Raw genomic sequence first — 22370 nt, forward strand, 5'->3', positions numbered from 1 at the left:
GCACCGGCGCCGACGTCGACGCGGCCGTCAGCGCCGCCGAAGGCGCCGCGCCCGGATGGCGCCGCACCGGTGCACTCGCCCGGGGCAGATTGTTCGCCGAACTGGCGCGGGCGATGCGTGCGGATGCGAAGACGTTGGCGGCCCTCGAGATCGGTGAGACCGGTAAACCCGAGAAGGTCGCGCTCGCCGAGGTGGAGAACTCGGCGCAGTACTTCGAGTTCTACGGCGGGCTCACCGGTGGACCGGCCGGGGAGATCCTCGACGTCGAACCCGACCAGCACGTCTACACGCGGCGTGAACCGTTCGGGGTCGTCGGGATCGTCACCCCGTGGAACCTGCCGCTCAACCAGGCGTGCCGGGCGGTTGCGCCCGCGCTCGCCGCCGGGAACACCGTGGTCGTCAAGCCGTCCGAGTTCACGTCCTCGTCGTCGGTGCGGCTCGCGCAACTCGGGACCGAGGCCGGGTTTCCGGACGGGGTGTTCAACGTCGTGCTCGGCACCGGCGACGTCGCGGGTGCCGCGCTCGTCGAACACCCCTCGGTCGCGAAGGTCGCGTTCACCGGATCGGTCCGTACCGGACGGGCCATCGGTGCGATCGCCGCGGACCGGATCATCCCGCTCACCCTCGAACTGGGCGGCAAGTCCGCGAACATCGTGTTCGCGGATGCGGATCTCGACGCCGCGGTCGCCGGTGCGGTGCAGGCGTTCACGTCGAACGCCGGGCAGGTGTGTTCGTCGGGTACCCGGCTGCTCGTGCACCGGTCGGTCTTCGACCGGGTCCTCGACGCGGTCGCCGAACGCGCCTCCGCGATCAGGATCGGCGAGGACATGGGACCGCTCATCACGCGCGCCCAGTTCGAGCGCGTCCAGGAATATTTCAAGATCGCCGAATCGGAAGGCGCCCGGGCGGTCACGGGCGGTGCGGTCGCGGCACTCGCCGCCGAGACCGGCGGCTTCTACGTCGAACCCACCGTTTACACCGGGGTCTCCAACCAGGCGCGCATCGCCCGCGAGGAGATTTTCGGCCCGGTCCTCGTCGCCATCCCGTTCGACACCGACGACGAGGCGATCGCGATCGCGAACGACTCGGAGTACGGACTCGTCGCGGGACTGTGGACCCGCGACGTGAGTCGCGCCGTCACCGTCGGCGAGCAATTGTGTGCCGGTCAGGTATTCGTGAACACGTGGTCCACCGGATCGGTGCAAACCCCGTTCGGCGGCTGGAAGCACAGCGGATACGGCCGCGAGAAGGGCGTCGAGGCGCTGCACCACTACAGCCAGGTCAAATGCGTGACCATCAAGCTCGATTCCGCCGGACCGTCGGCGTGAAGGGAACATCCGAAATGGCAGACGAACTCACGGCATCGACGGTCGAGGACGCGCACACGGCGCTCTTCGACGCGGGACTGGCCGTCCGCAGGGAAGTGCTCGGCGACGCCTATGTCGACGCGGCACTCGCGCGGAGCATCGGCACCGACGGTGAAGCGTTGCAGCACTACGTCACCGAATCCGTGTGGGGATCGGTGTGGACGCGACCGGGTCTCGACCGTCGCAGCCGGTCCCTGCTCAACCTCGGCATCCTCATCGCGCTGAGCCAGCACACCGAACTAGCGGTGCACGTGCGGGCCGGGCTCGGTAACGGGCTGACCCGCGAGGAGATCACCGAAGCCGTCGTCCACGCGACCGCATACGTCGGATGCCCCGCCGGTGTCGCGGCGATGCGCGTCGTCCAGGACACGCTGACCGCCGAACTCGGCCCCCTCGGTGGGGAGGACGACGCATGAGCGCCGCCGCTGCGCCCACCAGGGCCGGAATCGTCGGACTCGGCGCTATGGGTTCGCCTATCGCGCAGAATTTCTCGAACGCGGTGCCGGGACTGCGGGTGTTCGACGCGAACCCGGAAGCTCTGGACCGGTTCGTCGCCGAGAACCCGTCGTCCGTGCGGGCGAACGCCCTCGCCGACCTCGCGGACTGCGACGTCGTGGTGCTCAGCCTGCCCACCAGCGACATCGTCGACTCAGTGCTCCTGGGACCCGACGGGTTGCTCGGCCACCTGCGTCCCGGGTCGATCGTCGTGGACATGGGCTCGAGCGTGCCGGCCCGCACCCAGGCCCTGGCCGAACGAGCCGCCGAGAAGGGCATCGCGATCGTCGACGCCCCGGTCAGCGGTGGTGTCGCGCGAGCGAAACAAGCCGACCTCGCGGTGATGGTCGGCGGCGACACCGAGGCCGTGGAACGGGTGCGTCCGCTGCTCGAGGCCACCGCCCGCGAGGTGATCGTCGTGGGCCCGGCCGGCTCCGGGCACGCCGCCAAGTCCCTCAACAATCTGCTGTCTGCGTCCGGTCTCGTCGCCGCCGCCGAAACCATGCTGGTGGGAGCCAAGTTCGGGATCGACCCGGCGACGCTGCTCGCGGTGATCAACGCCGGCAGTGGACGGAACAACACGACCGAGACCAAGTACGAGAAGTTCGTGCTGTCACGCTCGTTCGCGTCGGGGTTCACCGCGGAACTCATGCGCAAGGACGTGGGCATCGCACTGGATCTCGCGCGCGAACAGGGCGTGAAGATCGGTCTCGGTGAGGAACTCGGCCGGATCTGGAACGACGCGACCGACGCCCTCGAACCCGGCGCCGATCAGACCGAGATCGTGCGCTATCTGGAAGAGGCCTACGGACTCGAGAGTCCGTAGAACCTCGTAGGTGACCCGAAGATCCCGAGAGAGTGAGGATTCCGTGGCGCTGCCCGCCGTTCTGACCACTCCCGCCGAACACGCCCGGCGCACGCCGGACAAACCGGCGATCATCATGGGCGCCGGCGGTGAGGTGGTGACCTACGCGCAGCTCGACGACCGGTCCGCGCGCCTGGCGCAGGCGCTGAGAGACCGGGGTATCGGCGAGGGCGACCAGATCGCGATTCTCATGGAGAACAACCGCGCGTACCTCGAGGTGACGTGGGCGGCGCAGCGATCGGGTCTGTACTACACCGCGATCAACAAGCATCTGCGGTCGGCGGAGGTGCAGTACATCCTCGACGACTGCGGCGCCGTCGCGCTCGTGACGAGTGCGGCGATGGCCGACGTCGTCGCAGGTCTCGATCTGTCCCGAATCACCGTGCGCATCAGTGCGTCCGGTGATGTCGACGGATTCGAACGGTACGACGACGTGCTGGCCGCGAGCGAACCGATGCCGGAGGATCAGGCCCGCGAGGGCCGCGAGATGCTGTACTCGTCCGGAACCACCGGACGGCCCAAGGGTGTTCGTAAGCCGCTCGTCGCCGTGCCGTTCGGGGATCCCGCCGCGCCTCCGGTGCTCATTGCGAAGGGCCTGGAGATGCGCGGCGCGCTCGACGACGCCGTCTACCTGTCGCCGGCACCCCTGTATCACGGTTCCCCGCTGGTGTTCTCGATGTCGTGGCAGCGACTCGGCGCCACGGTCGTGGTCATGGAATCCTTCGATGCCAAGCTGTGCCTGCAGTTGATCGAGCGGCACGGCGTGACCGACGCCCAGTTCGTGCCGACGATGTTCGTGCGTATGTTGCGTCTGCCGGAGGAGGTGCGGCGACGCTACGATCTGTCGAGTCTGCGCGAGGTCATCCACGGTGCCGCGCCGTGCCCGGTCCCGGTGAAACGGGAGATGATGAGCTGGTGGGGCCCGATCATCCACGAATACTATTCCGGCACCGAGGACATCGGCACCGCCTCCATCACGCCGCAGGAGTGGCTGGCGCATCCCGGTTCGGTCGGCCGTCCGATGCAGGAATGCCACATCGTCGGAGAGGACGGCGAGGAAGTGCCCCGGGGGAAGGTCGGCGTCGTGTACTTCGCGGGTGGTCGCCCCTTCGAGTACCACAACGACCCGGCCAAGACGGCCGCGGCCGCGAACGCCAAGGGCTGGAGAACCCTCGGCGACATGGGCTATCTCGACGAGGACGGCTACCTGTACCTGACCGACCGGCTGGCGTTCATGATCATCTCGGGCGGCGTCAACATCTACCCACAGGAGGCGGAGAACGTCCTGTCCGGGCATCCCGCCGTCGCGGACGTCGCTGTCATCGGTGTGCCCGACGACGAGATGGGGGAGTCGGTCCGGGCGGTCGTCCAGCTCGTGGAACGTGCCTGCGCCTCGGCGGACCTCGAGGCGGAACTCATCGCCTACTGCCGATCGGAACTGGCGTCCTACAAGTGCCCCCGCAGGGTCGACTTCGTCGATTCACTGCCCCGCGACCCGAGCGGCAAACTGCACAAGAGACTGCTGCGCGAACAGTATTGGACCGAAGTGGGCTGACGCCCCGGTGTGCCTTTGTGGCGGTCAGGGCCGCCACAAAGGCACACCGGGGCGAAGGCCCCCTCAGCCGGCGTCGATGGCGACGTCGAGCGCTCCGAGATCGCCCCCGAGTTCGGCGACGGTATCCCGCACCACGGCGACGTCCTTGGTGAGGAATTCCTTTACCGCGCTGGTGAATCCGGCGACGGATCCGCGGGCGGCGATGTTACCCATCACCTTGCTGGCAGAGCTGCCGTGCGGAAGCGCCTGGAGCAGAGCCGATTCCTCGACGCCGAGTTGCGCACCGAGGGCCACGGCCTCGGAGATCAGACCGATCTGGGCCGCGAACAACGCGTTGTTGACCAGCTTGACGCGTTGCCCGTTTCCGGCCTTCCCGACGTGGAGCACCGGATCGCCGTAGCTGCGCAGCACGGGTGTGGCGCGCTCGACGGCGTCGGCGCCGCCTCCGAGGAACAGCGTGAGACTTCCGGCCGCGATGTCGTGCGGCCCGCCGCTGACCGCAGCGTCGATCACGTCGATGCCGTGGCCCGCCGCGTCGTCCCGGATCTGTTCGATCGTCCGGGGGCTGATGGTCGTGTGGATCGCCAGCACGGAGCCGCGCGGCATCTTCTCGAGAAGGGCGCTCTTCAGGCACACCTCGCGGACCTGGTCGTCGGTGAACACGCAGACGAGGACGAGCTCGGCGCCGACGCCGGTCTCGGACGCCTCCGTCACCGCGGTGACGCCCGCACCCGTCAGGGCGGCACGGGTTTCCGACGATCGGCCCAGCGCGCGGACCTCGTGTCCGGCCTCGGCAAGCTTGCGCACCATGGGCAGGCCCATGCGGCCGGCCCCGATGAATCCGACCCGGGTCACCGCGGGTGCTCCATCAGGGCGAGGGTGGAGTCGGCCGCGGTGAGCACCACGCCGGGCGTCGCGCCCGCCGCGTCCGCGAGACCCGCCACGTGTCCGACGTCCTTGCGCAGCAGGGGACCGGCATGCTTCGCGATGCTGTCGAGTGTGCCGCCGCCCGCCACGACCCGGCCGAGCGCGAAGCTGTTCGCCGATCCGTGCGTGATGACCTCGCCGAGCTTCGCGGGATCGACACCGAGCGACTCACCGAGTTGCAGCGTGGTCACGGAGGTTGCGAGATTCGCGGTGAACAGCAGATTGTTGAGGAGTTTGGCAACCTGCCCGGCTCCGACGTCGCCCAGGTGGACCACGGGATTCGCATAGGTCTCGAAGACCGGCCGGATCTTCTCGACGATCTCGGTGTCGCCCCCGACCATGACCAGCAGGGTGCCCGCAGCGGCTCCCATGCCGCCGCCGCTGACCGGGGCATCGACGACCGCGACCCCGGCCTCGCGCGCCTGCTCGGCGAGTTCCCGAACCGTGTCGGGATGGACGGTGCTGTGGATCGCGATGATTCCGCCGGGCTGCAGGCCCGACAGCACGCCGTTCTCGCCGGTGACGACCTGTCGCACGTCGTCGTCGGCGACGACGCAGATGCAGACGAGGTCGCTCGCGGCGGCGAGTTCGGCGGGCGTCTGTGCGGTCTTCGCCGCGGTGTCCGCGTACGGCTCGAGCGACTCGGGTCGCCGCGCCCACAGGGTCAGCTCGTATCCCGACTCGACGATCCGGCGCGCCATGGGTCCGCCCTGGCTGCCGAGCCCGATGAAACCGACACGCATCAGTGCTCCTCCGATCCGATCAGTACGACTCCGAGTGGTGCGATCGTCATGCCGCGGCTTCCTGCTTCTGCGGCCGCCAGAACCTGGCGAGCAGACCGGCGGTCGCGACGACGCCGACGCCGAGCGCGATCGCGCCGCCGGACCAGCCGACGATCGCGATGTCGGTGGCCGAATCGATCGAGATCTCGCCGGGTCCGATCATGGCCAGCGCCAGTGCGACCACGCCGAGCACGAGGACGTATTCGTAGCCTTCCTTGAACACGAAGAAGCCGTTGGGGCGGTGCGCGAGCAGGCCGGCGACGAGCATGATCGAGATGACCGCGGCACATGCGAGGGGAGTGAGCAGGCCGAGAATCACGAGCACGCCGGCGCCGATCTCCACGACGACGCTGATCCATGCCTGCAACGTGCCGTTGCGCAGGCCCAGTCCGCTGAACCAGCGTGCGGTACCGGCGATACGGCCGCCGCCCACCCAGTGGTTGACGCCGTGCGCGATCATCGTCGCACCGAGCACCAGACGCACCAGGAGTAGCGCAACATCGGTGGGGTCCATCGCTTCACCTCCTTGCCGCTGTGCGGCTCCGTCGAATCATTTTGTGGTATCGGATATTCGGTCAGCCGAACGATTGTCGATGCATTCCTGCACGAACGACAGCACGGTCGCGTGGTACGACGCGGCCGCGTAGCCGAGGGCGAGATTGTGCCCGGCGTCCGGTTGCGTGTGCAGCTCGACGCGGGGCGCGGCGGTGAAGATCGCCGCGATGTCGTCGAGGGCCTCCGGGTCGCCGCGCCACACCCTCTCGTGTTCGGCGGCGGTGAAGTGCACCGGGACCTCGACTCGTGCGGCGAGCTGCGGGAATTCGGTGTGCGGCCACGACGCGGTCACCGTCGCCTCGTAGGAGGGGGTGCGTGAGGCGATCGGCGCGCCGCCGACCAGTTCCGGCGGATAGATCTCAGGATGCGCCCAGAGCAGCCCGTAGACGCCCTTGGGGTCGGCGTATTGCGCTTCCGTGCCGAGGATTCCGCAGGCGTCGGCGTGATGCTCGCGGCCGGTGCCGGCCAGCGCGATCCCGAGCAGGTCCCTGTCGCGGCAAGCCCCGCGACGCCACCGTTCGCGTGGCTCGACGGCCAGGCGCATCGTGAGTTCGCATCCGAGCGAATGGCCCCACAGGAAGATCCCGGCACCGAGATCGAGCGAGTCCAGGTGCGCGTCGATCGCGGCGAGGGCGGCGTCGACCCGCCGCTCGGGCCGGGTGAATTCGTCCACGTGCGGGCGGGAGGCGCCGTACCCGGGACGGTCGAGCGCGAGGACGGTGAATCCGCGCGCGGGACCGGTTCGCAGCAGGGACAGTTCGGGATGGCCCGGGCAGTCGAAGTACGCGGAGTCCGTTGCGCCGCCGTGCAGCGCGACGACAACGGCGCGCGGCTGCTCGGCGACCGCGAGCAGCCCCGACATCGGAACACCGTCGATCTCGGCGACGCGGGCGGCGGGTGCGGATTCGATCGTCGTCACGAGTCGGCCCGCAGGAGCATGGCACCGCCGGGGGACAGGCCACCGGTCGCGGCGACCGCGACGCGGGCGCCGGCCACCTGCCGGTCTCCGGCTTCACCGCGCAACTGCACGACGGCCTCGTGGATCAGTCCCATGCCGTGGGTGCGGCCGTGCGAGAGCTGACCGCCGTGGGTGTTGAGCGGCAACACGCCGTCGCGGGCGATGTTGTGGCCGCCGTCGAGGAAGTCCTTGGCCTCGCCGATACCGCAGAAGCCGAGGGCCTCGATCCACGACAGGCAGTTGAACGTGAATCCGTCGTAGAGTTCGGCGACGTCGACGTCCTCGGGCCGCAGGTCGGTGCGCGACCACAGGTGGGCGGCGGGGCCGAGCACCTGCGGTTCGTGGGTGAGGGTGCTCTGGTCCCATTCGATCCGCTCGATGATCTGGGTACCCACCGCCTCGACGAGCACGGGTGGCTTGGCCAGATCGCGGGCCGCGTCGACCGCCGAGACGATCACCGCGACCGAACCGTCGCACGGAACGTCGCAGTCGTACAGGCCGAACGGGGTCGTGATTGCCCGCGCGTTCAGGTAGTCGTCCATCGTCAGCGGATCGCGGTAGATCGCCGTCGGATTCAGCGCGGCGTTGGCGCGCTGGTTGAGCGCGATCCAGCCGAGGGTCTCGCGGGTGGTGCCGTAGCGATGGAAATGACGCTGGGCATTCTGGGCGAGGGTGTGCGCGGCGGAGATACCACCGAACGGCATCATCCAGCTCGTGGTGCGTCCGCCCGACGGGCGGATCTCGCCGCGCTTCATCAGTTCTCCGTGGGTCGCTTCCCACAGGGTGCGGTAGCACAGCACGTGCCGCGCGAGTCCGCTGGAGACCGCGATCATCGCGGCGATGACCGAGCCACCGGGGCCGAAGGTTTCGATGCCGCCGTTGTGCCAGGTCGGGTTGAGCCCGAGTGCGGCCTCGACGGTCAGGACACCGCCCTCGCCGAAGCCGCCGACCTGGCCGGCACCGGGGTAGCTGGCGATCCCGTCGATGTCGTCGAGCGTGAGACCGGCGTCGGCGACGGCGCGTTCGCACGCCTCGATCGTCAGGCCCAGTGGGGAGCGCATGAGCCGGCGCCCGATCTCGGACATCCCGACTCCGGTGAGCGCCACCCGGTCCTCGAACTTCTCACGAGAAGCCATGGGCCGCACGTGCTTCCGGAAGTCCTCGGGTTCGATCCCGTCGGCCGGCAGCCGAGCAGGCGCGACCTGCTCGGCTGCCGGACGGAACAGCGGCAGCCAGACGTCGTCGTCCTGCTGGAAGACGACCTCCATCCGCTGGCCGAGTTCGAGGGTCTCCGGATCGCAGTCGACGATGTTGGTCGTCAACCGCACCCGGGGATCCTCGTCGATCGCGACCTGCGCTACCACATAGGGCGGCGGCAGGCCGGGGAGACCGAATCGGTGGTTGACCGTGAAGCCGGCGAGCGTGGCAGTGCCCGACACTTCGCGCACGCCCATCCGGTGACCGCGGCAGTACCGGCACACCGGTTGCGGCGGATGGATCAGCGCAGAACAGGATTCGCATTCCTGGATGCGCAGGATCCCGTCCGCACCGGCGGTCCAGAAGAACCGGTTCTGCTCGGTCACCTGGGGAAGGGGACGACCCGATTTCGGCGCCTTGCCCTTCTCCGTGTCCTCGGGGTCGACCACCGCTGAATCAGTCACCGATCTGTGCCTCCGACCTCTTCACCGTGATGGGCTCCGCGAGACGCTGCTCGTCGCAGATCTTCTGGAGCTTCTCGAGCGTCTCGTCGAGACCCGCGCCGAGGCGCGGTCCGGGCGTGAACGTGGCCGGCAGATGCCGCATGCCCTGGATGACGCCGATCGAGTCGTAGTGCACTGCTTCCGCCGGATCGCACTTGTAGTCCGGTATGCGGTCGAGCACGGCGACGAGCATGCGCTTGAACACCTGGCGGGCCATGTTCGAACCGATGCACCGGTGGATGCCGAGTCCGAAGCTGAAGTGCCGGTTTCCGCGACGCTCCAGGTCGACCTCGTTCGGATCGTCGAACAGTTCCGGGTCGCGGTTGGCCATCGCCCAGGACAGCCAGAGGCGCTCGCCTTCCTTGAATTCGGTGCCGTCGAACGAGCAGTCCGCCGAGAACGTGCGGCCGTCACCCGGTGCGGGTGTGAAGTACCGCAGGAACTCTTCGGTCGCCGAATCGAGCAGCGTGTCACGCTGTTCGCTGAGGATCGTGCGCTTGTCGGGATTGTGCGCGAGCCATTCGAGCGAGTGGGCGGTCAGCGCCGTCGTGGTGTCGAAGCCGCCGCCGATGAGCAGGCTCAGGATGCCGAGCAACTCCATGTCGTCGGGCTTCTCGCCGAGCACGGTGGCCTGGGCGAGCGCGTTGATCAGGCCGGGACGGGGATTCTCCCGGATCTCGAACAGGTTGGTGAGCAGGTCGATGCCCATCGTCCGGTGCATCTCGGCGATGCGCGGGATGTCCGGCGAGTCCGGCGGCGTGTAGACCGCGGCGTGGACCGGTTCGTTGTAGATGGTCCACTTGGCGATGGGGATGCCCATCATCGCCAGGGTGAGCACGGCGGGCACGATGTTCGCCAGGTCGTCGACGAAGTCGATGCGGCCGGTCTCGATCTTCTCGTCGATGCTGGCCCGCACGATCTCGTCGATGAACGGCGTCCACCGCTTGACCGCAGCGGGGGACAGGTAGGGGTTGAGCAGGGCGCGGAACTCGTGGTGCTCGGGGTCGTCCATCTCCAGGATGCCGCCGCGCACGCCCGACGCACGTTCCATCGTCGGGATCGCGATTCCCTTGTAGCCACGGCGTTTTCCGTGGATGTCATGGTCGGTGGACACGTCTGCCGAGCGGGCGAGCGCGAACACCTCCTTGCTGCCGGCGGCCACCCAGTGGCCACCGTGGGTCTCGGACCACGCCATCGGACACTTGGCGTGCATCTCCTGCGTGATCGGCAGGAAGTTGTCTCGGTAGTCGGCGGCGTGGCGGTCGAAATCGAATCTGTTCGCCTTGCGGCTGTCGTCGGTGACGACGTCGTCAACGCTCACGGCGTTGTCCTCTCTTGCACGTCGAGCTTTGGGGGGCTGTTCGAAACGGCAGATCAGAAAATGGTGATCGCCTGCTCGGGGCACGAGCGGGCGGCCTCCTTCACCGCTTCCTCCTGGTCGGCGGGCACCTCTTCGTTCGCGACCGACGCGTGACCGTCGATCTCACTGAGCTCGAAGACGTCCGGTGCGGCCATGGCGCAGAGCGTGTGGCCCTGGCACTTGTCGGGATCGACGCGGACCTTCAAAATTCTCCTCCAGACTTCCGTTGTAGCCGGGGTGGTTCGGATCCCTTTCGCCGGAATCCTCCGGGGACGGTAGCAGCGACGGGATTCGGGATCAGATGTGGTAGTCGTACCACTTCAGGTAGCCGCCTCCGTCGACGCGCATCTGCATGCCGGTGACGTACCGTGATTCGTCGGAAGCCAGGAAAAGCACCATGTTGCTGGAGTCCTGGGGCTCGATGTACGGAATCGGCATGGCCTGCTGCACACCGAATGCCGGCTCCGCGTCCTGGCGGGTGGGGTGTTCGAGGTCGGGGCGGAAGGAGCGGTACATCGGCTCGCTCTGCAGCATGTCGGTGTTGCAGTTGGTCGGGTGCAGCACGTTGGCGCGAATGCTGCGGGGCGCCAGATGCGTTGCGAGTTCGTGGATGAACTGCGACAACGCACGCTTCGAGTACACGTACGCGACACCACCGAGGTCCTTGCCCGGCTGGTCGACCTTGGCGACGTCCATCAGGGCCGCGGTCGAGCCCGTCGCGATGATCGATGCGCCGGCGGTCAGGTGCGGCAACGCTTCCTGCACTGCGTTGATCGTGCCGACGAGATTGGTATTGACCACATCGGACCACGCCTGAGTTTGTGGTTCGCCCTTCATTCCGGCGACACCGGCCTGTGCGACAACGACATCCAGCTTGCCGAACTCGGCGAGACCCTGCTCGAGAGCGGCGCGCACCTCCGAGGCCACACGCACGTCGGCCTTGACCGCGACGATGCGGCGGCCCTGCTTCTCGACGAGGCGCACCGTCTCCTCGAGGTCCTCGGGGGTGGCCATCGGGTATCCGATGGACGGGATGTCCTCGCACAGGTCGATCGCGATGATGTCCGCGCCTTCCTCGGCCAGACGGACCGCGTGGCTGCGGCCCTGCCCGCGAGCGGCACCGGTGACGAACGCGACCTTGCCTTCTACACGCCCCACTGTTGTTTCCTTTCGCTAACTTTCGCTGTCGGGAGATTCGCGGACGGTCGGGTCAGGTGTTGCGTCCGCCGTTGACGCCGAGGATCTGGCCGGTGATGTAGCCGGCTTCCTCCGAAACGAGGAATGCGCATGCCGCGGCGATGTCCTCCGGGCGGCCCACCCGGCGTACCGGGGTCCGCTGGATGTGTTCTTCGATGGTTCCGCCGAGCAGGCCCTTGCTTTCGGAGTTGCGCAGCATCGGGGTATCGACGAATCCGGGCGGGACGGCGTTGACGGTGATTCCGTCGGGGCCGTATTCGAGGGCGAGCGACTTGGTGAGCCCGTTGACACCGGACTTGGACGAGACGTAGGCGGTCATGAACTGCTGCCCGGACTGCGCACTCGACGACGAGATGTTCACGATGCGGCCCCACTGCGCCTCGCGCATGTCGGGGAGCACCGCCTGGACGCAGTGGAAGACACCGTTCAAGTTGACCGCGATGATCTGGTTCCAGGTCTCGATGTCGATGTTGTGGAAGCGCTTGTACAGTTCCCGGCCCGCCGCATTCACCAGAATCGTGATCGGGCCGAGTTCCTTTCGGACCTCCTCGAGCGCGGCGTCGACCGAGGCGCGATCGGACACGTCCGCGACATAGGAGAACTTGGCGTCGGACGGATTGATGTCCAGGATCGCGACCCGGTGGCCGTCGTTGCGCAAGCGCTCGGCGATGGCCGCGCCGATTCCCGAACCGCCCCCGGTGACGACGGCGGTCCGGGCGGTGGAAGCTGCTGTTCCTGCTGTCACTGCCACGCCTCGTCCCCGACGATGGTCACGCGGCGCATGAGGCGCTCGGACGACGGGTCGTAGGGCAGTGCCCGGTGCAGCATGCCGGTGTTGTCCCACACGACCAGGTCGCCGATTTCCCAGTCGTGGGCGTAGCAGAAGCGCTCCTGCGTGGCCCAGTCCTGCAGTTCGTCGATGAGCGCGCGGCTCTCGTCGGGCTCCATGCCGACGATGTGGTCGGCGGTGGCGCCGATGACCAGCGAGCGACGGCCGTCGCGTCGTTCCCACACGAGCGAGGACTCGTGCGTCGGGAGCTGACGCCAGCGCGCGACCTGGTCCTCGGTCGGGTCCGGGTAGACCTTGCGCTGCGCGGCCTCGAAGCTGTGGACGACGCGCAGGCCGTCGTAGCGCTTGCGTTCCGCCTCGGAGAGGTTCTCGTAGGCGGCGTAGGTGTTCGCGAACTCGGTGCCACCGCCGACGGCGGCGACATGGCGGCAGCTGAGCACCGTGGCCTTGGCCGGGATGTCGTTGGTGGTGTCGTCGATGTGCCAGCTGAAGGTGCCCTTGAGGTATTCGGCCGACGGCGACTTCGCCGGGTCGAGCGAGACGGTGAAGATCTCCTGGCCGGGGACCGGCTGGACGAGCTGCCCGAGCTTGCGGCTGAAGGCGAGTTGACCTTCGTCGTCGAGGTTCAGGCCGCGGAACAGCAGCACGCCGCGCCACTTCAGCGCCTCGGTCAGCTTGCCGATCACCTCGGGGTTCTCGAGGTCGACATCTCCGCTGACCTCTACTCCCAGTGCCGGGGTGATTGCTGTAGTCTTGATCACAAGAAGCTCCCTTCCAGTTTTCGAGAACCATACTCTCCGCGTCGAGTTGCCCGCAAGGCCGGATCAGCCGCTGGTCGGGACAATTCAGGCTTCGATTCGGGGTATGCGAACCAGGCTCTGATTGCTACATTCACACCAATACGGGGACTGAATTCTCGATAGTGAGAATCGTATTTCCACACAGTGAGGAGAACCGGATGTCAACGCAGGAGACCGTGCAGGCCGAGGCCGGGACCGAGGTGCACAAGCGCCTGCTCATCGACGGGCAGCTCGTCACGACCGAGCAGACCTTCCCGTCGTTCAACCCCGCGACGGGTGAGCTCGTCGGCTACGCCCCGGATGCCGGTGTCGCCGAGGCGGAAACCGCCATCGAGGCCGCGCGCCGCGCTTTCGACACCACGACGTGGTCCACCGACGTCGAATTCCGCATCAAGTGCCTCGACCAGCTCCACCAGGCACTGCTCGACAACGCCGAAGAACTGCGCGAACTCACCATCGCCGAGGTCGGCGCACCGCGCCTTCTCACCTACGGCAACCAGCTCGACGCCCCGATCAACATCGTCCGCTACTACGCGGACCTCCTCCGCAAGTACCCGCTGACCGAGGACCTCGGCGAGGTCGAGATCCGCGGGCAGAAGCACCGCCGCTGGATCGAGCGCGAGGCCGCGGGCGTCGTCGCCGCGATCGTCGCCTACAACTACCCGACGCAGCTCGCGCTCGCGAAACTCGCACCGTCGCTCGCCGCCGGCTGCACGATCGTCCTCAAGGGCGCGCCCGACACCCCGCTCGTCACGCAGGCGCTCGGCGAGATTATCGCCAACCACACCGACATCCCCGCCGGCGTCGTCAACATTCTCTCCTCCACCCAGGTGTCGACCGGCGAGATCATGACGACCCACCCCGACGTCGACGTCGTCACCTTCACCGGCTCCACCGTCGTCGGCCGCAAGATCATGGCCGCGGCCTCCGAGTCCCTCAAGCGCGTCTTCCTCGAGCTCGGCGGCAAGTCCGCGCTCATCGTGCTCGACGACGCCGACATCCCGACCGCCGCACAGTTCGCGGCGTTCAGCATCTGCTCGCACGCCGGCCAGGGCTGCGCCCTCACCACGCGCCTGCTCGTGCCCCGGGAGAAGCACGACGAGATCGTCGCCGCGGTCGGCGCGATGATGAGCAACGTCCCGTTCGGTGATCCGTCCGACCCGAAGATCTACATGGGCCCGGTCATCAACGAGAAGTCGCGCGAGAAGATCGACGGCATGGTCAAGCGGGCCGTCGAGGCGGGCGCGACCCTCGTCACCGGCGGCGAGAAGGTCGACCCCGGCTTCTTCTACAAGCCGACGCTGCTCGCGAACGTCGACCCGGACAGCGAGATCGCGCAGGAAGAGGTCTTCGGCCCGGTCCTCGCCGTCATCCCGTTCGACGACGACGACGATGCCGTGCGCATCGCCAACAACTCGATCTACGGCCTGTCCGGCGGTGTGCTCAGCGCCGACGACGAGCGCGCCACGGCGATCGGCCGCCGGATCCGCACCGGCACGTTCAGCATCAACGGCGGCAACTACTTCACGCCCGAGGTGCCGTTCGGCGGATACAAGCAGTCCGGCATCGGCCGCGAGATGGGCGTCGCCGGTCTGCACGAGTTCCAGCAGATCAAGTCCTTCGCGGCGGTCGTCAAGTGAAGCCCCTCGAAGGGATCCGCGTCCTCGAGGTCGCGATGTACGGCTTCGTCCCGTCGGCGGGCGCCGTGCTCGCCGAGTGGGGCGCCGACGTCGTCAAGGTCGAGCATTCGGTCACCGGCGACCCGCAACGCGGACTGCGGCAGGTCGGCCGGATGCGGGTCGAGGGCGATCCGAACCCGAACGTCGAACACGCCAACCGTGGCAAGCGCAGCATCGGTCTCGACATGGGAAGCGAGGAGGGCCGGGAGGTCCTGCTCGAGCTGGCCCGCCGCTCGGACGTGTTCCTGACCAGCTTCCTGCCGCAGGCCCGCACCAAGTTCGGGATCGACGTGGACGACATCCGCGCCGTCAACCCGTCGATCGTCTACGCGCGCGGCAGTGCACTCGGCCCGCGCGGCGTCGAATCCGACCGCGGCGGTTACGACATGACCGCGTTCTGGGCGCGCGGCGGCATCGCCGCGACCATCACCCCGCCCGGCGTCGAGGGCATGATCGCTCCGCCCGGACCGGCGTTCGGCGACACCATCTCCGGCACCAACCTCGCCGGCGGCATCGCGGCCGCGCTCTTCAAGCGCGAACGCACCGGGGAGACGTCGGTGGTGGACGTGTCGCTGCTCGGCAGCGGCCTCTGGGCGATGGGGCACGGCGTCGCACTGTCGCTGCATCTCGACGAGCACATGGTCGCCCCCGTGCCGGGAGCCCATGGCGCACCGACGAATCCGCTGTCGGGCCTGTACGCGACGTCGGACAACCGCTACCTGTCGTTCGTGATGCTCCAGCCCGGCAAGTTCTGGGCGGATGTGTGCCGTCACATCGACCGGCCCGACCTCATCGACGATCCGCGGTTCGCCGATGCCCAGCAGATTGCCGCCAATACCGAAGAAGCGGTGGCGATTCTGCGCGAGGCCATCGGGAAGCGGACCCTCGCCGAGTGGACCGAACGGTTCGCGACTCTCGCCGGCCCGTGGGCGCCGGTGCAGGACTCGCTCCAGGTCTCCGACGACGCGCAGATCCGCGCGAACGAATACATCGTCAAGGCAGGCGAACTCGAGCTGGTCGCCAACCCGGTCCAGTTCGACGTCACCGCACCGGAGACCGGTCCCGCACCCGAATTCGCTGCGCAGACCGAGGAGGTGCTGCTCGAACTCGGTCTCGACTGGGATCGCATCATCGCGCTGAAGACGGCGGGCGCAGTCACCTAGGACTGCGACCGCGAGAGAACACCGGAGAATCTCATGCCATACATCGCTTCGATAGGTACCTACCTGCCGTGCTGGGGATCACCCGGGGCCCGCGTGCCCGGTGACGACGAGGACGCGATCACACTCGCTGTCGAAGCGGGCCGCGCCGCCGTGGCCGAGACGGGTTCGGTTCAGTACGTGGTCCTGGTCAGCCGGGACCTGCCACTGCTCGAGAGCAGCAACGCCGCAGTGCTGCTCGCGGGACTCGGACTCGATCCGGAGATCGAGGTCACCGAACGCCTCGGCGGTGCACCGGCAACACTCGATGCGCTCGGTTCCGCGCGACCGCGGACCCTGGTGATCGGTGTGGACCTTGCCCCCGCCGGGGCGGCGGCGGCGCTCACCGCGGACCAGGGCCTGCAGGTGCGCACCGCGGCGCGCGTCTCCCGCAGCCTCCCGGTCCGCACCCGCACCGAGAACGGAATGGTGCACGACTACGGGGATCCGCGCCTGGTCAAACAGCGTGGTTTCCTTGCGTCCCTTGCCTCGTCGTGGGTCGACGACCCGGTGACCGTCGCCGGCGTCGAACCCCGATACGCGGCGGACCTGTGCGCCGCCCCGCCGGTGGAACTTCCCACCACGGGCGCGAGTTCGCCGTTGTTCGCGCTCGTGGCGATGGCCGAATCGGAGACGAAGGGTCCACTGGTGGGAGTGGAACAGGCGAGCCTGTCGGCGATCACCGTCGCCGACGGCGTCACCGAGATCCGTCGTCACGAACCGCCGGCGCGGGAGCGCACCGCGCCGGTTCACGTGCCCGGCCCGGACATCCCGATCTCGCTCGCGGCATACGAGCGGGCGTTCGAAGCCAAGGTCCGCTGGGAAGCGGGCCGCCATCCCGGCTCCGACGACCTGGACTTCCCACCGAGATATCGGGTGGGGGAGGACGGAACACTGGGCAGCAGTTACGAGTTCGTTCCCTTGCCGCGAACCGGGAGCGTCTACACCGAGGTCACCGTCCGTGTTCCGGTCCCCGGTCTGGACACCCCGTACTCGCTCGTCCTCGTCGAACTCGACGACGTCGACGTGCGGGCACTGGTCAAGGTGACCGGTGTGGAGCCGGGCACCGTCGACATCGGCGATCGCGGCCGCATGGTGCTGCGCCGCGTCGCGGTGCGGTCCGGGGTTCCGGACTACGGCTACGCGTTCCATCCCGAAAGTGAGGCGTCATGAGGAAAGTCGCGATCGTCGGTGCGGGAATGACGCCCTTCGCCGAACATTTCTCCCTCGGCATCCGCGAGTTGCTGCCGATGGCGTACGCCGAATGTGCGGCGACGGTCGACAAGGGCATCCGCACCTCGGACCTGCAGGCCGCGTGGTTCGGTGCGATGGGGACCACCGACGGGTTCCCCGCCGGGATCCTCGCCGACACCCTCGGTCTCCCGGAGATTCCGGTGACACGCGTCGAGAACTCCTGTGCCACCGGGCACGACGCCATCCGGAACGCCCTGTTCGGGATCGCTTCCGGAGCGTTCGACGTGGCGCTGGTGATGGGCGCCGACAAGGTCCGCGAGACCGCGTCGAAGGACATGATCTGGGAATGGGAAGCTCTCACGCGTGACATGGCGTGGGACTACCCGCTCGGTCTCGCGCAGGCCGGTTTCGCGCTGCACGTGCGACGCTACCTGCACGAGTCGCCGGCGACCCGCGAGCACATGGCCATGGTCGCGGTGAAGAACCATCTGAACGGTCTGAACAATCCGAAGGCGTTCCGGCGCTTCGAGATCACCGTGGAGGAGGCGCTGAACGCGCAGACCGTGGTGACGCCGTTCGGTGTCTACGACTGCGCGCCGCAGAGCGACGGTGCCGCCGCGCTGGTGCTCGCCGCCGAGGACGTCGTGGACCGCTACACCGATCACCCGGTGTGGATCCGCGGTGTCGGTATCGGCCTGGATTCGGTGATGCACCAGCACAAGAAGGACATGACGAGCTTCCCGGCGACCGTCCGGGCTGCGAAGCAGGCGTTCGGGATGGCCGGCCTGACGCCCTCCGATGTCGATGTCGCGGAGGTCCACGACTTCTTCACCGGCATCGAACTGATCAGCTACGAGGATCTCGGCTTCGCGAACCGGTTCGAGGCCTACAAGCTGATCGAATCCGGGGCCACCGCCATCGGTGGGACCCTCCCGGTGAATCCCAGCGGCGGCATGATCTCCAAGGGGCATCCGCCGGGTGCCACCGGTGTCGCCCAGTGTGTCGAGCTGTTCGAGCAGTTGCGCGGCAACGCCGTCAACCAGGTCGACGGTGCACGAATCGGCTTGGCACACAATATCGGTGGACCGACTGCCGTATCGGCGGTGACGATCCTCGAGGGCTCCGGTTCCTGACGGTCCCGTCCGCCTGGTTTCGTCCACCACTGCCTACCACCGCATACGCCTGCAGGCAGCGCCGACGCCCGCGTCGCACCACGCGACGCGGGCGTCGGCGTGTCCGAAGTCGGTGTACGCCGGGATAATTCGAAAAAACAAGACTCGCGGGTCAGGTTCTTGTCACAACCCCCACCGTCGCATATATTGCGTAGGTCACAATCGATCCGTCGATGTGAAGCGGGACATCGTAATTTCTTGTAGCTCTTGCTCGTTCGTGCACACAGACGCTCGCTCGTACACACGGTCGACGTCGACATCCGTCCCCCGATGAAAGTCGAGTTGGATGATTCTCACTGTCGTGAACCGAATCGGTCGCAGCATCCTCGTCATCCTGTTGGTGACGATCGCGGTGGTTGCGCTGCTCGGCCTGGCCCCGGGCTCGGTCGCCCAGGTGATCCTGGGGGAGAACGCGACCCCGGAAGCCGTCGCGGCCATGAATGCCGAACTGGGCCTGGACGCGCCGTTCTGGTCGCAGTACCTCACCTGGCTGGGCAACGCCGTACGAGGAGACCTCGGAACCTCCCCGCTCACCGGACAATCCGTGAGCGAGGCGATCGCCGAGCGACTGCCGGTGACCCTCCAGCTCGCCGTCATGGGGCTGACGATCGCGCTGATCGTCGCGATCGGCATGGGCATCGCGTCGGCGTCGCGTCCGGGCAGCGCGCTGGACCGTACGATCAATGCGGTCTCCGCGGTGTTCCTGTCCGTCCCGGCCTTCATCGCCGGCCCGATCCTGATCTACTTCTTCGCCATCAAGCTGCAGATATTCCCGGTGATGGGATGGTCCCGGATCAGTGAGGGGCTGGGGGAGAACCTGCGCACCGCCCTGCTCCCGGCGATCGCGATCGCGCTCACCGAGATCGCGGCATTCCACCGGCTCCTGCGCACGGATCTGCTCGGCACGCTGCGCGAGGACTTCGTCGCGGCGGCCCGCGCCAAGGGGCTCTCGGCGCGGTACGTCATGTTCCGGCACGCGCTGCGCCCGTCGTCGTTCTCCCTCATCACGCTCGCGGGAATCAATCTCGGACGGCTCATCGGCGGCACCGTCATCGTCGAAACCCTGTTCGGGCTACCGGGTCTGGGGCAGCTCGTCGCGTCGTCGATCACGTCCCGTGACGTGATCATGGTGCAGGGGATCGTCGTCTTCATCGCCGTGGTCTACGTGTGCATCAACACCCTCGTGGACCTCGGCTATCAGGTGATCGACCCGCGGGTCGGAAAGGTGGCGACCGCATGACCGAGATCGCGACGAAGAACACCGTCCTCACGAAACACGCGGTCGATGCGGCGGTGGACACGGTGCCGGTGGTCCCGGCGCCCAAGAAGAAGCGTCCGATCCTGGTGTACCTGTCGGTCGTGTGGCTGGTCGTGCTGATCACCGCCGCGGTGTTCGCCGACCTCCTTCCTCTCGCCTCCTATGCCACCCCCGTGGGCACCCCGCGCACCGGGCCCCAGCTCGGCTCCCTCGACCTGCTGCTCGGCACCGACACTCTCGGCCGGTCGATGCTCTCCCGTATCGTCTACGGCGCCCGTGTCTCGCTGGTGGTAGGAGCGGTCGCCGGGCTCATCGGATTCGTAATCGGTTCCCTGGCAGGCCTGCTCGCAGGCTACTTCAGGGGCCGCCTCGACTCGATCGTCACGCTCGTCGCAGACGCGATGCTCGCCTTCCCGCCCTTGATCCTGCTGCTCGCGCTGGCGTCGATCCTGACGCCCAGTGTCCCGACGATGCTGCTCGGCCTCACCGTGATGGTCGTCCCGTCGTTCATCCGGCTCGCGCGGGCGAACACCATGGCGTGGTCGTCGCGTGAATTCGTCCGTGCCGCAAGGAACATGGGCGCCGGCCACGGCCGGATCGTGTTCCGCGAGATCCTCCCGAACGTTCTGGCTCCGCTGGCGGCGTTCCTGCCGATCGTCATGGCGGCGCTCATCGTGGCCGAGGGTTCCCTGAGCTTCCTCGGCCTGGGAATTCCTCCGCCGCAACCCAGCTGGGGCGGAATGATCAGCGACGGCAAGGACGCCATCGCCACCTATCCGCACCTGGTGTTCGTTCCCGCCCTCGTCATCTTCTTCACGGTGTTCGCTCTCAATCAGGTCGGCGACCACCTGCGGACCAAGTACGACCGCACGCTGCAGGACTGATCGTCCGCAATCGCCCCCATCCTGGAAAGGTCGACGATGCTTCGACGCAAACGATTTCCGCGCTTGGCCGCCGCCGTGTGTACGGCGGCGATGTTCCTCGCCGCCTGTGGCTCGGGCTCGGGAGGCGGTGACGGAGGATCCGCCGATGCCGGCGAACCGGTGTCCGGTGGTGTAGCCCGTGTCCTGCAGACCGGCGAACCGCGGTCCCTCGACCCGGCAGCGTTGTCGAACACGTGGGCGCACCAGCCGGTGCTGGCCAACGCGCTGTACGGAACATTGATGATCAACGACCTCGACACGTTCGAGATCGAATACAAGATGGCCACCGACTTCTCCAGCACCGACGGGGGCTCGACCTTCACCCTGAAACTGCGGCCGGACCTGAAGTTCAGCGACGGCACACCGCTCGACGCCGCCGCCGTGAAGTTCAACTGGGACCGTCTCAAGGACCCCACTCTCGGTTCCACGACGATCCGGCAGGCCGTGCAGATCGCGCAGTCCGAGGTTGTCGATCCCACCACACTCCGGGTCACGATGACCGCACCGAACCCGCACTTCGCACAGGCCATCGTCGCGGGCGCCCTCAACTGGATCGCCTCGCCCGCGGCGCTGCAGCAGGGCCAGGCGGCGTTCGACGAGAATCCCATCGGAGCAGGGCCGTTCACGCTCGTCGACTGGAAGCGCCAGGACTCCATCGAACTCCAGCGCAACCCCGGATACTGGGACGCACCGAAACCGTACCTGGACGGCATCACGATCCGCACCGTCTCCGACACCAACCAGCGCGTCAACACCATGACCACCGGCGGTGCCGACCTCGCGTCGGAGACCAACTGGGAGAGCCTGAACAAGATCGAGGCCGCCGGCTACTCGTACGAGGTCGTTCCGACCGGCGGCGGGCAGTTCATGGGCATGAACGTGCGGCGCGCACCGTTCGACGACGAGCGTGCCCGCCGCGCCGTCTCGCTTGCCGTGGACCTGGACGCCATCAACGTCGCCGTCTACAACGGCGCCGGTGAGATCCCGCGGACACTGTTCGAAGAGGGATCGCCCTACTACGCGGATGTCGCTCTCGACCGCCACGACCCCGAGGAGGCCCAGCGGTTGTTCGACGAGCTCGCCGCCGAAGGCAAGCCCGTCTCGTTCAGCTTCATGTCCTACCCCACCACCGAGTCGAAGACACTCGGTGAGGCACTGCAGGCGCAGCTCAGCGCGTACGACAACGTCGAGGCGAAGGTCGAGGTCGTCGACTACGCCGCAGCGACCGCACGGACCGGGGCGCGCGATTTCGACATGGTCATCTCGTCCGCCGTGGTCCAGGACCCGGACTACGCGCTGTGGATGGCGTTCCATGCCCAGTCGCCCGGCAACTTCACCGGCATCCAGGACCAGCAGCTCAGCGAGGCGCTCGACGCCGGACGGTCCGCGCAGTCGGCCGAGGAGCGGACCGCGGCCTACGAGATCGTGCAGCAGCGACTCGCGGAGGTGACCCCGGGCATCTGGTACTACCGCGCGGTCCCGGCGATCGTGTCCGGGAAGAAGCTGCACGGCGTCGTGCTGTACACGCTCGGTTCGCCGCTGCCCGAGGAACTGTGGATCGCCTAGGCACTGACCGCCGCAGCGAGGAACGACC

The 22370-nt window shown here is 67.7% G+C and carries 21 protein-coding genes; 11 read left to right on the plus strand and 10 right to left on the minus strand.

From position 1 onward, the window contains the following. From I0Q12_RS30265 to I0Q12_RS30280, 4 genes are all read left to right on the plus strand, one after another. Nucleotides 1–1328: aldehyde dehydrogenase (locus I0Q12_RS30265; protein ID WP_231611731.1), on the plus strand; the 1328-nt coding region annotated here is incomplete at its 5' end. A 14-nt stretch (nucleotides 1329–1342) separates the two neighbouring features. After that, complete coding sequence (locus tag I0Q12_RS30270; protein ID WP_197257543.1) at nucleotides 1343–1783, plus strand: carboxymuconolactone decarboxylase family protein; 441 nt, start codon at nucleotides 1343–1345, stop codon at nucleotides 1781–1783. Next, nucleotides 1780–2688, plus strand: a complete 909-nt coding sequence (locus tag I0Q12_RS30275) for an NAD(P)-dependent oxidoreductase (protein ID WP_197257545.1) — start codon at nucleotides 1780–1782, stop codon at nucleotides 2686–2688. Before I0Q12_RS30270 ends, I0Q12_RS30275 begins: the two co-directional genes overlap by 4 nt. Before the next feature lie 43 nt (nucleotides 2689–2731). Continuing rightward, nucleotides 2732–4282 (plus strand): acyl-CoA synthetase, encoded by a 1551-nt coding sequence (locus tag I0Q12_RS30280; RefSeq protein WP_307846645.1) that lies wholly within the window; start codon nucleotides 2732–2734, stop codon nucleotides 4280–4282. 63 nt (nucleotides 4283–4345) lie between these two features. Here I0Q12_RS30280 and I0Q12_RS30285 read toward each other — a convergent pair whose 3' ends face one another. The 10 genes from I0Q12_RS30285 to I0Q12_RS30330 form a co-directional block, all read right to left on the minus strand. After that, nucleotides 4346–5137, minus strand: a complete 792-nt coding sequence (locus I0Q12_RS30285) for an NAD(P)-dependent oxidoreductase (RefSeq protein ID WP_197257547.1) — start codon at nucleotides 5135–5137, stop codon at nucleotides 4346–4348. Next, nucleotides 5134–5952: an NAD(P)-dependent oxidoreductase gene (locus I0Q12_RS30290; RefSeq protein ID WP_197257549.1), complete on the minus strand. Its 819-nt coding sequence runs from the start codon at nucleotides 5950–5952 to the stop codon at nucleotides 5134–5136. Before I0Q12_RS30290 ends, I0Q12_RS30285 begins: the two co-directional genes overlap by 4 nt. Before the next feature lie 46 nt (nucleotides 5953–5998). Continuing rightward, entirely contained in the window at nucleotides 5999–6505 is a 507-nt protein-coding gene (locus I0Q12_RS30295; protein WP_197257551.1) for a DoxX family protein, read from the minus strand. Between the two features lie 36 nt (nucleotides 6506–6541). Next, nucleotides 6542–7465 (minus strand): alpha/beta fold hydrolase, encoded by a 924-nt coding sequence (locus I0Q12_RS30300; protein ID WP_307846646.1) that lies wholly within the window; start codon nucleotides 7463–7465, stop codon nucleotides 6542–6544. After that, nucleotides 7462–9165 (minus strand): OB-fold domain-containing protein, encoded by a 1704-nt coding sequence (locus I0Q12_RS30305; RefSeq protein WP_197257559.1) that lies wholly within the window; start codon nucleotides 9163–9165, stop codon nucleotides 7462–7464. The genes I0Q12_RS30300 and I0Q12_RS30305 overlap by 4 nt, the downstream gene beginning before the upstream one ends. Further along, on the minus strand, nucleotides 9158–10525 hold the full coding sequence (locus tag I0Q12_RS30310) for a cytochrome P450 (RefSeq protein WP_197257561.1): 1368 nt from the start codon (nucleotides 10523–10525) through the stop codon (nucleotides 9158–9160). The genes I0Q12_RS30305 and I0Q12_RS30310 overlap by 8 nt, the downstream gene beginning before the upstream one ends. Before the next feature lie 53 nt (nucleotides 10526–10578). Further along, on the minus strand, nucleotides 10579–10770 hold the full coding sequence (locus I0Q12_RS30315; RefSeq protein WP_197257563.1) for a ferredoxin: 192 nt from the start codon (nucleotides 10768–10770) through the stop codon (nucleotides 10579–10581). A gap of 91 nt (nucleotides 10771–10861) precedes the next feature. Beyond that, entirely contained in the window at nucleotides 10862–11722 is an 861-nt protein-coding gene (locus I0Q12_RS30320) for a mycofactocin-coupled SDR family oxidoreductase (RefSeq protein WP_197257565.1), read from the minus strand. A gap of 52 nt (nucleotides 11723–11774) precedes the next feature. Continuing rightward, a complete protein-coding gene (locus I0Q12_RS30325; RefSeq protein WP_197257637.1) occupies nucleotides 11775–12506 on the minus strand; it encodes a 3-oxoacyl-ACP reductase FabG in 732 nt (243 codons plus the stop codon). Then, on the minus strand, nucleotides 12503–13312 hold the full coding sequence (locus tag I0Q12_RS30330; protein ID WP_197257567.1) for a TauD/TfdA family dioxygenase: 810 nt from the start codon (nucleotides 13310–13312) through the stop codon (nucleotides 12503–12505). The genes I0Q12_RS30325 and I0Q12_RS30330 overlap by 4 nt, the downstream gene beginning before the upstream one ends. A 197-nt stretch (nucleotides 13313–13509) precedes the next feature. On the opposite strand from I0Q12_RS30330, the gene I0Q12_RS30335 reads away from it, so the two are divergent. From I0Q12_RS30335 to I0Q12_RS30365, 7 genes are all read left to right on the plus strand, one after another. Continuing rightward, nucleotides 13510–14991, plus strand: coding sequence for an aldehyde dehydrogenase family protein (locus I0Q12_RS30335; RefSeq protein ID WP_197257569.1), 1482 nt, complete (start codon nucleotides 13510–13512; stop codon nucleotides 14989–14991). Continuing rightward, complete coding sequence (locus I0Q12_RS30340) at nucleotides 14988–16193, plus strand: CoA transferase (RefSeq protein WP_197257571.1); 1206 nt, start codon at nucleotides 14988–14990, stop codon at nucleotides 16191–16193. The genes I0Q12_RS30335 and I0Q12_RS30340 overlap by 4 nt, the downstream gene beginning before the upstream one ends. A 33-nt stretch (nucleotides 16194–16226) precedes the next feature. Beyond that, the gene (locus I0Q12_RS30345) at nucleotides 16227–17402 is read left to right on the plus strand and encodes an OB-fold domain-containing protein (RefSeq protein ID WP_197257578.1); all 1176 of its coding nucleotides are present in this window, start codon (nucleotides 16227–16229) and stop codon (nucleotides 17400–17402) included. Further along, entirely contained in the window at nucleotides 17399–18556 is a 1158-nt protein-coding gene (locus I0Q12_RS30350) for a thiolase family protein (RefSeq protein WP_197257580.1), read from the plus strand. Before I0Q12_RS30345 ends, I0Q12_RS30350 begins: the two co-directional genes overlap by 4 nt. A gap of 325 nt (nucleotides 18557–18881) precedes the next feature. Further along, a complete protein-coding gene (locus I0Q12_RS30355) occupies nucleotides 18882–19835 on the plus strand; it encodes an ABC transporter permease (RefSeq protein WP_197257582.1) in 954 nt (317 codons plus the stop codon). Next, the gene (locus tag I0Q12_RS30360; protein WP_197257584.1) at nucleotides 19832–20737 is read left to right on the plus strand and encodes an ABC transporter permease; all 906 of its coding nucleotides are present in this window, start codon (nucleotides 19832–19834) and stop codon (nucleotides 20735–20737) included. The genes I0Q12_RS30355 and I0Q12_RS30360 overlap by 4 nt, the downstream gene beginning before the upstream one ends. Nucleotides 20738–20773: 36 nt before the next feature. Then, nucleotides 20774–22342 carry an ABC transporter substrate-binding protein gene (locus tag I0Q12_RS30365; protein WP_197257586.1) on the plus strand — a complete coding sequence of 523 codons (1569 nt, stop codon included), beginning with the start codon at nucleotides 20774–20776 and terminating at the stop codon, nucleotides 22340–22342. Nucleotides 22343–22370: the final 28 nt, after the last annotated feature.

This window comes from Rhodococcus sp. CX (genome assembly GCF_015865005.1).
Classification (GTDB): domain Bacteria; phylum Actinomycetota; class Actinomycetes; order Mycobacteriales; family Mycobacteriaceae; genus Rhodococcus.